The organism is Rhizobium sp. R711 (genome assembly GCF_002211365.1).
GTDB lineage: Bacteria > Pseudomonadota > Alphaproteobacteria > Rhizobiales > Rhizobiaceae > Rhizobium.
Genome location: NZ_LOKZ01000001.1, coordinates 500,016 through 512,506, shown reverse-complemented (window position 1 = coordinate 512,506; position 12,491 = coordinate 500,016). Strand labels below are relative to the sequence as shown.

12 protein-coding genes are annotated in these 12,491 nt (G+C 59.0%); 7 read left to right on the top strand and 5 right to left on the bottom strand.

Going from position 1 to position 12,491, the window contains the following annotated elements; translation table 11 throughout:
• Nucleotides 1–71 precede the first annotated feature (71 nt).
• From kduI to kduD, 3 genes are read left to right on the top strand one after another with little or no spacing between them, the layout of a single operon-like run.
• Nucleotides 72–914 carry a 5-dehydro-4-deoxy-D-glucuronate isomerase gene (gene kduI, locus ATY80_RS02400; RefSeq protein WP_088690881.1) on the top strand — a complete coding sequence of 281 codons (843 nt, stop codon included), beginning with the start codon at nt 72–74 and terminating at the stop codon, nt 912–914.
• A gap of 9 nt (nt 915–923) precedes the next feature.
• Entirely contained in the window at nt 924–1,262 is a 339-nt protein-coding gene (locus ATY80_RS02395) for a cupin domain-containing protein (protein ID WP_088690880.1), read from the top strand.
• Between the two features lie 7 nt (nt 1,263–1,269).
• The gene (gene kduD, locus ATY80_RS02390) at nt 1,270–2,022 is read left to right on the top strand and encodes a 2-dehydro-3-deoxy-D-gluconate 5-dehydrogenase KduD (protein WP_088690879.1); all 753 of its coding nucleotides are present in this window, start codon (nt 1,270–1,272) and stop codon (nt 2,020–2,022) included.
• A 405-nt stretch (nt 2,023–2,427) separates the two neighbouring features.
• On the opposite strand, the gene ATY80_RS02385 is transcribed toward kduD, so the two are convergent.
• Nucleotides 2,428–2,640, bottom strand: a complete 213-nt coding sequence (locus ATY80_RS02385) for a hypothetical protein (protein ID WP_088690878.1) — start codon at nt 2,638–2,640, stop codon at nt 2,428–2,430.
• Between the two features lie 109 nt (nt 2,641–2,749).
• Nucleotides 2,750–3,829 (bottom strand): glycosyltransferase, encoded by a 1,080-nt coding sequence (locus tag ATY80_RS02380; protein ID WP_088690877.1) that lies wholly within the window; start codon nt 3,827–3,829, stop codon nt 2,750–2,752.
• 283 nt (nt 3,830–4,112) lie between these two features.
• Between ATY80_RS02380 and ATY80_RS02375 the strand changes: the two genes are divergently transcribed.
• Together ATY80_RS02375 and ATY80_RS02370 are read left to right on the top strand one after the other, a co-directional pair.
• Entirely contained in the window at nt 4,113–4,892 is a 780-nt protein-coding gene (locus ATY80_RS02375) for a WecB/TagA/CpsF family glycosyltransferase (RefSeq protein WP_088690876.1), read from the top strand.
• A gap of 15 nt (nt 4,893–4,907) precedes the next feature.
• Nucleotides 4,908–5,768, top strand: a complete 861-nt coding sequence (locus ATY80_RS02370) for a DUF6492 family protein (RefSeq protein WP_088690875.1) — start codon at nt 4,908–4,910, stop codon at nt 5,766–5,768.
• A gap of 6 nt (nt 5,769–5,774) precedes the next feature.
• Here ATY80_RS02370 and ATY80_RS02365 read toward each other — a convergent pair whose 3' ends face one another.
• The 3 genes from ATY80_RS02365 to ATY80_RS02355 form a co-directional block, all read right to left on the bottom strand.
• A complete protein-coding gene (locus ATY80_RS02365) occupies nt 5,775–6,704 on the bottom strand; it encodes a glycosyltransferase family 2 protein (protein ID WP_088691465.1) in 930 nt (309 codons plus the stop codon).
• A 120-nt stretch (nt 6,705–6,824) separates the two neighbouring features.
• Nucleotides 6,825–8,180, bottom strand: a complete 1,356-nt coding sequence (locus tag ATY80_RS02360; protein ID WP_088690874.1) for an O-antigen ligase — start codon at nt 8,178–8,180, stop codon at nt 6,825–6,827.
• On the bottom strand, nt 8,173–9,657 hold the full coding sequence (locus ATY80_RS02355) for a GumC family protein (protein WP_088690873.1): 1,485 nt from the start codon (nt 9,655–9,657) through the stop codon (nt 8,173–8,175). The genes ATY80_RS02360 and ATY80_RS02355 overlap by 8 nt, the downstream gene beginning before the upstream one ends.
• A 207-nt stretch (nt 9,658–9,864) precedes the next feature.
• Here ATY80_RS02355 and ATY80_RS02350 point away from each other — a divergent pair, with 207 nt between their 5' ends.
• Both ATY80_RS02350 and ATY80_RS02345 read left to right on the top strand, forming a co-directional pair.
• Nucleotides 9,865–10,947: an endo-1,4-beta-xylanase gene (locus ATY80_RS02350; RefSeq protein WP_088690872.1), complete on the top strand. Its 1,083-nt coding sequence runs from the start codon at nt 9,865–9,867 to the stop codon at nt 10,945–10,947.
• The gene (locus tag ATY80_RS02345) at nt 10,944–12,362 is read left to right on the top strand and encodes an oligosaccharide flippase family protein (RefSeq protein ID WP_088690871.1); all 1,419 of its coding nucleotides are present in this window, start codon (nt 10,944–10,946) and stop codon (nt 12,360–12,362) included. The genes ATY80_RS02350 and ATY80_RS02345 overlap by 4 nt, the downstream gene beginning before the upstream one ends.
• Nucleotides 12,363–12,491 lie beyond the last annotated feature (129 nt).

The following is a 12,491-nucleotide window of genomic DNA, read 5'->3' as shown; positions in this document are numbered from 1 at the left end:
ATTTGAGCCATCTGTTGCCAAGGCGTCATCAATATGTATGATGAATTTAGCCAAAGATTCTGGGAGGCACGATGAACCACACCGATTTCACCAGCCGCTTCGCGATCGACCCGAAGACGGCGGCAAGGTTCAGCACCGGCGAGCTGCGCGAGAATTTCCTGTTGCCACCGCTCTTCGTGCCGGGACGTATCCAGCTGCACTACACCAACTACGACCGGATGATTGTCGGTGGCGCGATGCCGACCTCTGCTCCACTGGCACTCGAAACGATCAAGCCGGCCGGCACCGACGCGCTTCTTGCCCGGCGCGAGCTGATCGCAGTCAACATTGGCGGTGCAGGTATCGTTGCCGTTGACGGCGAGGCGTTTGGGGCCGGCACCCGCGACATGGTCTATGCCGGCATGGGGAGTTCGGTGACGTTCCAGTCGGTTGCCGCCGATAAGCCGGCAAAGTTCTACTTGTTGAGCGCTCCGGCCCATGTCCGCTACCCTGCCAAACACATCGACATCGCCGCTGCCAAGCGGGTCGATCTGGGCTCTCAGGCGACCAGCAACGAGCGCTCGATCTTCCAGTTCATCCATCCGGAGGGCGCCAGAACCTGTCAGCTCGTCGTCGGCATGACGACGCTTGCGGTGGGATCGGTGTGGAACACCATGCCCTGCCATGTGCATGACCGCCGGATGGAGGCCTATCTTTACTTCGATCTGCCGGAAAAGGCCCGCGTCTTGCATCTGATGGGCGAACCGGGGGAGACGCGTCACCTCATCGTCAAGAACGAGGAGGCCGTCCTGTCGCCGGGCTGGTCGATCCATTCCGGCGCAGGAACGTCAAGCTATGCATTCATCTGGGCAATGGCTGGCGACAATATCGACTACACCGATGTCGATCTCGTCGCCATCGAAGATCTGAAGTGAGGATCGACGATGACAGCGAGTGATCTGTTCGTATCGACGAAGGGCGCCAAGTGGGTCAATCCGGAACCGGGCGTAATCCGCCGTGTCATGACCTATCTGCCAGAGATGATGATGGTGGAGGTCGTCTTCGAGAAGGATGCCGTGGGGGCACAGCATTCGCATCCGCATATTCAGGCAAGCTATGTGGCAGAAGGCAGTTTCGAGGTGACGATCGACGGCCGCACCGAAATCCTTGATCAGGGTGGAAGCTTCATCGTTCCTCCCAACCTCATGCATGGGGTCAGGGCGCTAAAGAAGGGCCGCTTGATCGACACCTTCACGCCGCATCGCGCCGAATTCCTGAAATGAGGCTCGGATGACCATGTTCGACCTTTCCGGCCAAGTGGCAGTGATCACTGGTGCCAATACCGGACTTGGCAAGGCGATCGCCATCGCGCTGGCTGCAGCCGGTGCTTCAATCGTTGCCGTCGGTCGCTCGGCGATGGATGAAACCGAGGCTGCGGTTCGCAAGACCGGCACAGGCTTTCACGCCATCAAGGCCGATCTCGGTTCGATCGAGCCGGTAAAGGCAATCGTCGACGAAACGGTGGCGACCTTCGGAAAGCTCGACATCCTGGTCAATAATGCCGGCATTATCCGCCGCGCCGACGCCATCGACTTCACGGAGGCCGATTGGGATGCGGTCATCGACATCAACCTGAAGAGCGTCTTCTTCCTGTCGCAGGCTGCTGCCCGCCATATGCTCGAAAGAGGTGGCGGCAAGATTATCAACATCGCCTCCTTATTGTCCTTTCAAGGCGGTATTCGCATCCCCTCCTATACGGCCTCGAAGAGTGGACTTGCTGGATTGACGCGTCTTTTGGCCTGCGAGTGGGCGTCTAAGGGCATCAACGTCAATGCCATTGCGCCGGGCTATTTCGTGACCAACAATACGACGGCCTTGCGAGAGGATCCGGGCCGCAACGCGGCAATCCTTGCCCGCATCCCGGCGGGCCGTTGGGGTGATCCTGAACAACTCGGCGGCGCAGCGGTCTTTTTGGCGTCACAGGCCTCCGACTATGTCCACGGCATCGTCCTGCCCGTTGATGGCGGCTGGCTAGCGCGGTAGCGCTTCGCCGTTTATTCATTCGACGGGGTCGTTCTCGAATCTCGCAAAGCTCTGTCCACCCTATACTGACAGCTACGCTTACGATTCCAGTGGCATGACGCTGTACTCAACCGTTTCGCGGACAGAGCCATCATTGTTGTCGCGCGTAACCGCGCTCACCCGACAATCACGATATTGCTTGAACAGCGCGTCTCGTTCGCCAGTGCCCTCGACCTATCTGTCCCGTCGCGGTCGCAACATTGAACGCGTCGTACTCGCCGGAATTAACTCGCCGGAAGGCAGTTCAGTGCGTCGGCGATTTCAGTCCGTGTCCTGTCTGACGGTCTATCGGATAGGCTTTGGCAACAGTTGGTTGGCCCGGCTCGACCGGTCGGACCAATGAAGCCAGCTGCCGGTTCCCACCGGTTATGGGGAGTTGATCGATGGCAGGAAGAACTCGACCTCTCTGCGGCGGCGTGCTTCCAGACCCTCGACATGATCGTGCCAGAACTGCTCTGCAGCCGGCGGATCGGCCTCCCAAGCGCGTACAGTTTGCTGGTTGTCGTCAATCTTGACGCGTCTTTTTCCGCCAAGCCGGAGATATTCCTCTGCAATTTGGCGGCCCTCCGTCATTTCCATGTCGAACCACGTCCTTTCAGCTGATTTCGCGACGCACAGGTCGCTAAGTCACGGAACGCTTCTTGCGAGCCATTTGTTCCCAAATTTCAGGTTCCGGGATGGCGAACATCTAAGAATGCGTCGCCCGCTCGTCATCAAGTGCATCGACGACGGTGCCCCACAAGGCGTCGACCTCCGCCTTTGCGTCAAAGGACGCAACATTGCTCCGGCTTGCCTTCAACACCGCCTCGGCCATCATGTCGGCGTCGGCCCGGTTGTCGACCAAGCGTATCGCACCGCCATCGATGAGCTTGCGAAAGAGGTCATGGTGGAAGAGGGCGTCGCGCCGCTTTGGTCCGTTGACGATGACGGGCTTCCCCGAAAAGCTTGCCGCCAGCACGCTTGCCCGACGCGCTGTCAGCCCCTCGGAGAACAGATAGCAGAAGACGTCGACCTCATTGAAAATCCCGAAGAGTTCCTCGGCTCCGGCAACGTAGCCTGTCACGGCGACCCGGCTGGAAATGCCAAGCCTGTCGGCCACCGCATAAAAATCGCGCTCCACATTGTCGCCGCCACGGATGAACGATCCGACGAACACGACGCCGACATCGTGACCGCGGGCTAAAAGGCGCGCGGCGGTTTCCAAAACCGCCGTGGATTGCTTCTTCGGGTAGATCGAGCCGAACTGTCCAAGGATCAGTCGCCCCGCCTTGCTCTGTTGCCTCAGTGTTCGAGCAACCGAGCCGTCCTGCAACTTGGTGGGCAAGGCAAGATTTGGTGGGATGGGAACGACGCCACGCCGTCTGGTTGACCAGGCAGACAGCGGGCTTTTGGCAAATTCGGCGGCAATTTCTGGTGCTGAAAACAGGATCCGTGTCGCGAGCATCACCACCGGCACCAGCACCAGGCGGCGCTTCCAATCAAGCGCGTCCCATTCGTGAAGAACAACGACAAGTGCTTTCCGATGCAGCCGTGTGGTGAGTGCTGCGATAATCGGTTCGGCAAGTTTCTTCTTCCAGGCAACAACAGGGAAGTTGAGGATGGCGGCGTCCGTATGGACGAGCGCTGCCTTGAGCCGGCGGATATTGCCCTCAAGCACATGCCGGTCAGCCCGTTCGGCGAGCCTGAGGCCAGTTTGGCGCGCAAACTCCTCGACACCGCAGGTTTCGGCTGCGTCGGAGACCACTGCAAGATAGCGGCGTTTCGCCATAGGGGGAACCTTTTGAAGAGATGGCAACAGCTGCGCCACACAGCGTTGATAGCGCCTTTTCGTAAAAGGCGGCTTACAATTTTCAAGGTCTAAGCTTGCGCATCTTTTGCCAAAGCTCCTGCTGATACCACACGTGTAGCAGGGGTTAACTATAGTGCGAGGTTTTGCAGCGATCCTTCCAGGAAACGGCTACCTATCAGCTCTGTTCTTGAACTGATACCCCCGTTTCGAAGGTAGATGAATGACTAGGCATAGCAGTGCGTCGGCACGTCTGAGTTATTCGATGAACGAGTGGCCGACGAACCGGCTTGGAAGCTTGCCGATCGTGCGGGCCGGCATGGAGGATTCCGCTGATGCCTTCGTTCGCCTCGCGCTCGAGCGCAGGGGCGCTGGCGGGCGTCCCTTCTATTCTACCTCCGCAAATGGTCAGGTGATCGCGCTTTGCGAATATGATGCCAATTTTCGCTTGATGACCCGTGAAGCGGATCAGATTCATGCTGACGGCATGTCGGTCGTGCTGTTTTCGAAGCTGTCCTCGGCCGAGCCTTTGCCGGAGCGCGTTGCGACGACCGATCTCGTGCATGCCGTTGCGGAGCGCGCGGCGCAAGCCGGGGTCAGTTTCTACTTCCTCGGCGCCAGTGAAGAGGTGAATGCCCAAGCGGTCGAAAATATGTCCAAGACCTATCCGGGGCTTCGCTTTGCCGGTCGGCACAACGGCTATTTCGACCGTGCCGAGGAGGAAGCGGTGGTCCAGGCGATCAATGCGGCAGCTCCCGACATCTTGTGGATTGGTTTCGGCATACCGCTGGAGCAGCAGTTTGTCGTTCGTAACATCAACAAACTACACAATGTCGGTCTGATCAAGACCTCCGGCGGCCTGTTCGATTTCCTGGCCGGGAGCAAGAGACGCGCACCAGGCTGGATGCAAAAGATCGGCCTTGAGTGGCTCTACCGCATGTTCCTTGAGCCGCGTCGGCTGGCAAGGCGCTATCTGACCACCAATCCGGTTGCCATCTATGCCATGCTCCGGCATTCGCTGCGGGCTTTGTCTACAGGTCGTTGATCGGGGCGACGGTTCATGAGCCCTTCAATTTCGCTGATTACACCGAGCTATCGCGGCGACCTGGATAGTTGCCGTCTTCTCTGCGACTCGATCGATCGATACGTCACCGGCTACGATATGCATTACATCGTGATCGGCGACGAGGACGCCGAATACTTCGCACCCATGGAGGGACAAAGGCGTCAGGTCATCGTCTCGTCCACCCTGCTTCCATCGCTCTGGTCCCTGCCAAAGTGGCGCGGACGGCGCTACTGGTGGGGACCGCACCTTCGCCTGCCCGTCTATGGTTGGCACCTGCAGCAGATGCGCAAGATCGCCATGAGCCTGGCGCAGCCGAGCGACCGTGTGATGTGCATCGATTCCGACAATTGCTTCTGCCGCCCGCTCGATCTCGGCGTGATCGCGTCAACGTCGAAGCTTGCGCACTATGTCGCGCCGGGCGATGTCAATCCATCACGGCCGGGCCATGTCCGCTGGTGGAAGAATGCCCATCGGTTGCTTGGCCTGACGCCGCCGGCGCTGCCCGGTGACGATTTCATCAGCCAGATGGTGCTGTGGGATCGGCAGACGGTCGCCTCCATGGTCAGGCGCATTGAAGGTGCAAGCAGCCTTCCCTGGTGGCTCGCGCTTGCCCGCCTAAGGCATTTTTCCGAATACCTGATCTATGGCGTCGCCGTGGCCAACGACGTTGAGCTTGCCGAGCGGCACGAACGTATCTCGCAAAGCCCATGCCTGACCTACTGGGAAGGGCCGCCTCTCGATGCGGCTGGATTGGAAACCTTCATGGAAGGACTGAACCCCTTTCAGACCACGATCGCTGTTCAGTCGCATACGCGCACACCAATCGAGGTGATCCGCAAGGTAGCACTTGGCTGATGTGGCTCAATTGCTTGCCCGGTACGGGGCAGGCAGAAACCCGAGGCTCGCCAATGTGCGGCCGAGCGACACCAGCAGCGGATGGCTTGCCGGCAGCAGTCGCCGGGTTTTTATAAACAGAGCTATCGATCTGAAAACGCCGGCGCCAAGACTGAGAGCGTTCTTTGCGAGAACACGTGTCGCCGATGTGCTGTGGAGTCGATCGATCACATAGTTGATGCTGCCGGTGCGCAGCGAGCGCGTCATCAGGAAGCGCGCCGATACACGCTCCTGCGGTACGAATTCGCGGATTACCGCCTCTGCACACCACCAGGTCTTGAATCCGGCCTTGCGGCATCTGGTGAAGAATTCCATGTCGCCTCCGCCCAAAAAATTGAAGCGGACATCGAAGAGCGGTGAGCCAAGACCGGTAAATACCTGCCGCCGGATCAGGCAGTTGCCGGAACCGTGGATCTGATCGACTGTTCGCGTCTTACCCTCGATCGAGCCAAAAAGCAAATGCTGGGTGACAGCGTCGGATACCGGCACTTCGAACTCCCGCACGACCGGTCCTCCGACGATATCGGCGTTTTCGCGTTTGGCTGTCCCGACGATTGCGGCAAGCCAGCCGGGCAGGGCCATTTCGTCGTCATCGATCATCAGCAGAAACTCAGCGTCGGGAAACGCCGCCATTGCCTCGCCGAAGGCGCGGTTGATGGCATAGCAATTGCCCTGTCGCTCCTCCGTCAGGACCAGGAACGGCCGGTCTTTAGTGGCGAGGAATTCGCGCGCATGGCGTGCCCCGGCCGGATTGGCCGCGTCGTTGTCGACAACGACGATGGCAAAGGCAAAATCGGTGACCTGATCGACCAGGGATGTCAGCGTGCGGGCAAGCCAGGCCGGCCGACGGAACGTCGGGATGCAGACGACAGCCTCAACGCCCTGGTGTTGCTGCATCATCCAAACCTCGATCGACAAAGATTGTTGTCGTTGCCACCGAGGACAACGTCGCCGACAATCGGCGGTGAAGCTGTAAATGCCTAGCGTGCATTCTACAATTGGCGGCTGAGCATGAGGTTAACGGGCCTTTCTAAGGACCGCTGCGTCGTGCGGGGAAGCGGGATCGAAACTGGCTTTGAGTGCGGGCGCGTTGGCCACGAGACCGGCATTGGCCTGCAATCGCAGGCCAAAGACGGCAATCAACATGGTAAACCAGATCGGTCCGCTGTTGCCGAAAAACGGGCTTTCAAGGCAGGCGAGAAAGAGCGAGAAGAGCCAGATCCGCAAGAACAGCCGCGTCAATGCGAGGTCGTTCTTGCCGGCAAGTGCGCGATGGGCATGGACGATGGGCAGGATCACCAGCCAGATGACGACCATTGTCAAGGCCGGGATGCCGCCATTGATCAACTGCTCGACATAGCCGTTGTGGGAATTGGCGGCGGTCACGGCCCATGTGGTCATGGCCTGGCCGCTGTTAAACAATGCATCGGTCTGCCAGAACGACTGGAAACCGTAGCCGAGAAGCGGCCGCTCGGCGATCGCCGAAAGCGCCAGGCGCCAGATGGAGCCGCGATCGGTGAAGGTCGCATCGATCCCGGCAGAGGCAAGCAGCGCACTGAAACTTTGAGAAATTGCCGCAGTCAGCAAGATAATATTCAAACTCGCAAGGCCGCCAACCAGGATCACCGTTCCGAAGCTGGTCCAGCGCTCGAAAATCCAGGCAAGCAAAAGGATTGCGGGAAGCATGGCAGCCGAGGTCTTGCCGCCTGCATGAAGAACGAAGAAGCCGGCAGACAATGCAATCAGCATCCCAAGCCGGCCGTGTCCAGCCTTTGCGATGTAAAAACCGAAGAACACGGCATAGACCATCGCCGCAGCGGCAACGTTCTTGTGACCAAAATGACCGCGCCAGTCTCCCGCCAGCGACTGCTCCAATGCGTCACTCGCCTGGTGTATGGCAAGGTGTGGCAGGGCAATGACGCCCATATAGGAGAGCCCGATGGTGAAACTCAGCCCAATGCACATCAGCTTTGCAAACTGCTGACCATCTCGTGGTATGAAGAGCAGCGCATTCGCGCAGAGGCAGACGAGGATCGCAAAGACGATGCGCCGGAAGGCGGCACTCGGATCCCCGGCAAAAAGCCCGGTGAAGAGCAGCCAGACGAGCAGGCAAATCAGCAAGCCATAGGGGCGCAGCAGCAGATGGCGAGCCGGGTTTTGCAGCATCGTTGCAAGTACCACAGCCGACATGGCGATGACGATCAACTGGTTGAGCACGTTCGATGTACCGCCGTAAGGCGTCGCAAGGCTGATGGCGTTCGGATCGGGAAACGGGTTCAATCCGACCCAGAAGTAGCCAAAGACGGCCAGGAAGAGCAAGGCTGCGAAGGTGGTGCTCCTTTCTACCTTGGCCGTCTTGCGCATGTCAGCCATTTGCATGGCCCTGTGCTGCGCTCAGCCGACGATAGTCGCGCCAAAGACCCGACAGGACTGCGATGGCAAGGCCGAGCGCCAGACCAACAACGCCACCGGCGCCGGCCAGCACGTAGCCGCGTGGTGGGAAGCTACGGGCAGTCGGGACGACTGCCGGCGAAACGATCCGCACATTGGTCGTGTCGATCTGCTGACGTTCGGCGGCTTCTCCGGCCCTGGCCATGAAGGTTTCGTACACGGTTGCCTTGGCGCGCGCTTCGCGTTCCAGTTCGCGCAGATGGATCTGCGCGGCGGTGTCCTGGAAGACCGAGGACTTCATCTGGTTGGCTTCAGAATTCAAGGCATCTAGGGCCGACCTTGATTGATCCAGCTCGGCTTTCGCGGCTTGCACAATGCGCGCCGTCTCGGCGTCGATCTGACCCTCCAAGGCTTTCAACTGAGGCTGTAGCGACAGGATCATTGGATGGCGCGGCCCAAGCACGGCGGATTGAGAGGTTACGCGTTGTCGCAATGTCGAATATTGCGTGCGCAGCATAGTCATCGTTTCCGATTGCAGCGCAGAGGCATTCAGCCGGTTCTTCGGGTTGGTCGAAACAAGTTCGTTATAACGTGATTGCGCCTGTATAAGGCGTGCTTTGGCGTCGATCAGCTGCGTGTTCGTCTGGTTTGACATGAGCGTGCTGACAAGCTCTCCTGAACTCGACTGCAATCCCTGTTCGCGCTTGAATGCCTCAACGGCGGCTTCTGCCTTGGCAACCTCTGTCTTCAGATCTGCGAGGCGCGCAAACAACGAGCTTGCCGCACGCCCGGCCCCTTCGGATTCCGCCTTGGCAAGTTCTTCCTGGAATGCGCTTGCGATGGCATTTGTGATGGTCACGGATTTGCCGGCGTCTTCTGTCCACAGGGCAATGTTGACGATGAAAGAGCGTTCGTCACGGCGGGCCGTCACACGCTTTGAGAGCGCGCGAAGGGCGTCGCTCGCCGGGTCCTTGGAATTCGCTTGAACGAACTCCGGATCAGCGGTGAGCTTCAGATCACTGATCACGCGGCTCAGCACGTTGCCCGACGTTAAAACCCGCAACTTGCTCTCGACATCGAGCAACTGCGTATCTCTCTGCATGCTTTCGGAGAAGATATCGTCAGCGACCACCCGCAGGTTTGACGGGTCGACGAGAAGATCGATCCCGGCTGTAAAGCGCGGCTTGATCACGAAAACAACGCCATACCCGGCGACCATACCGAGGATGGCAAGGGCAATGATTAAGACAAGGCCTGAGCGCAGCCAGTCGAGGATGCGTGTCAGGTCGAACTGGACGAGCTCCTGGAAGACGTATGAACCGGTTTGATTGGAAGAGGGCTCGGCAAGCTTTAGTATTGGCTTTGGCTGCGTGACAGGACCGTCGTCTGGCTCCCGGCTCCTTGCCCAGCCTCGCGTACTGATGACCGGCGTCTGATGTCGGGGGGCAGCTTCGTACATGGGCGGCGGGGTTCTGATTGACACGGCGCGAAAAGCGCAAATCTATGGTTAAGAGACCTGATTTTCCTTAAGTATCCATTAATAGCGATTTCAAGTGTCGCGTGCGCGCAAAGCAAGTCTCGACTAAACAGTAGACGATGAAGGTCTTGCCCGCCCGCGCGGTCGAATTTCTGGTTCATTTATACGCAATCTCAAGGATATCCATTCATGCGCAGGCGGGACTTCGTTCTCGGCGCATTGGGTGCCGGACTGGCATCCTCCGGCGCACTCGACCCTTTTGTCCGAACGGACCGAACTGCCAAGGCAGCTTTCTCAGGACGGGGCATTCCTTACGGCGCGGCGGTACGCACCGATCTTCTCGATACCGAGTTCGACTACAGGGCGGCCATCGTCGACCATTGCCAACTCGTCGTGGGTGAAGGTGGACTGAAGTGGTTTGACTTGCGGCCGAGCGAGGACCAGTTCGTGTTCGATCAGCCTGACCGGCTGATCGCCTTTGCCGATCAGAACGGCATGAAAATGCGTGGACACACGCTTGCCTGGCACGGCGCCATGCCGGAGTGGACAAATACCATCGCGAGCACGGCGCAAGCCGAGCGCCAGCTGGTCCATCACATCACCACGGTCGTTGGACGCTACCAGGGACGGATTCCAAGCTGGGATGTCGTCAACGAGGCGATTGCCGAAGACCCCAAAGGCGGAGCTGCAATCCGCGATTCGATCTGGCAGGAGCGTCTCGGCAAGCGATATATCGACCTTGCGCTGCGCACCACGGCCGCGATTGATCCCTCCGCGCAGCTCGTCATCAACGACTACAATGTCGAGAACCCGACACACCAGTGCCGGGATCGGCGCCAGGCGTTGCTTGACCTCTTGCGCGATCTCAAGGATCGCGACGTGCCCCTTCATGCCGTCGGCATCCAGGGCCATCTTCCGGGCGACATGGAAATCGACAGGGAGGGCCTGTCGAAATTCGTCGAAGCGGTGAAGGAACTGCAGCTCGACGTTGTCGTGACCGAACTTGATGTGATCGACAATAAGCTGCCGGCCCTCGAATATGACCGTGATCAGCTTGTCGCGACACGAGCGCGCGACTTCCTTGGCGCAATCTTCGACGCGGGACGGCCGAGTGCAATTCTGACCTGGGGCATCACCGATCGCTATACCTGGGTGCCGATGTGGTTCAAGCGCGACGATGGCAAGCCCAACCGTCCGCTGCCGCTCGATGCCGGATGCCGGCCAAAGGCGCTGATGCAGGTGATCGACGAATTCACGCGTGCGGCCGAATGATGTTTCGCCAGATCTCGACATATATGGTTGCCAACGCCGTTTCGGCGTTGTTCGGGTTCGTTTCGGTCGTGCTCTTCACCCGAATGTTGAGCCCTCACGAATACGGTATTTATGTCGTGGGCACGGGCGTTGCCGGCGTCATAACGACCTTGCTGTTCGGATGGATAAAATTTTCCGTGCTGCGGTTCGATTCCGAAGGTGGATCGAAAGACGTCCGCGCCACCGCGCTTTGCGGCTATATCGGACTGATGCTGCTCAGTCCGCTCGTTATTGTCGTGACGTGGCTGATAGCCGAAGATTCCTCGACCTATGTCGTACCTGCCGTCTTCGTCGCGTTTATGGTCGGGTTGTTCGAGTTCGTGCAGGAGGTGTTCCGCTCTCGCCAGCAGACCGGCGCCTACATGTGGTCGGTCATCCTGCGCGCCATCTTGACGCTCGTCTTCTCCACAACCCTGGTGATGGTCTTCGGCATGGGCGGGCAGGGCCTGCTCGCAAGTGTTGCCTGCTCCTACCTCGTGACCCTGTTGATCTATGCGCCCGACGTGTGGCGCCGACCGCGCCATCCCTTCGACCCCGGATTGCTGTGGGATATGCTGCGCTTTGGCCTGCCGATGACAGCCTCGTCCTTTATTTTCGTGCTTCATACGGTTCTCGACCGCATGATCATCGTCACCTACATCGGCGAGACGGCCGCGGGCGTCTATGGTGCCGCAGCAGACCTGGTCCGGCAGATCATCCTGTTTCCTGGAGTTGCGATCGGTTCGGCGACAATTCCGGTCGCAATCCGTCTTTTGGCGCAGGAGGGCCACAAGGCCACCAACCGGCATCTGATGGAAACGGCTGAGGTGCTGTTGACGGTGCTCATGCCAATGGTCGTTGGACTGGCGCTGGTCGCGCCGGGCTTTGCAAGCCTGATCCTCGGGGCCGAGTTTCGTGATGCTGCGGCAAGCCTTATCCCTATCCTGGTCTTTGCCTGGCTGTTCCGCTCGATCTCGTATCAGTTCGTGCATGTGAGCTTCCAGCTGGCGAAGAAACCGAGCTTGATGGGCGCACAGGGTATGGTCATTCTGGCGATCAACATCATTGGCATGTTCGTCCTTGTTCCGCGGTTCCAACTGCTCGGCGCTGCATGGGCGCTGTTGATTGCCGAAATTGGTGGCGTCATCGCCGGCTATTTCCTGTCCTATCGTGCCCATCGCCTGCCGCTCGATCTTCGCCCGATCGTCAAGGTCAGTCTCGCAACCGCAACAATGGCGGTGCCGACATTCATCGTGGGCAGGCATCAAACCGGCAATGCCGTCTTCGACCTCAGCGTGCCTATCGTGACAGGTGTCGTCGTTTACGCATCAGCCGCGTTCGCGCTCAATCTATCCGGCGTGCGCCTGGCGCTCACCCGGCGGCTGCGGCCAGCCTGATTAGAAACGCGGTTTATGAGTGCTAACCAATAGCCAGGGTAACACTGTCGAATTTCGGTAATTTCTTAACGCATCAAGTATATCAGTCAGGAATACATTCGATCTCGCATTTGATCAGGACGTTCTGCA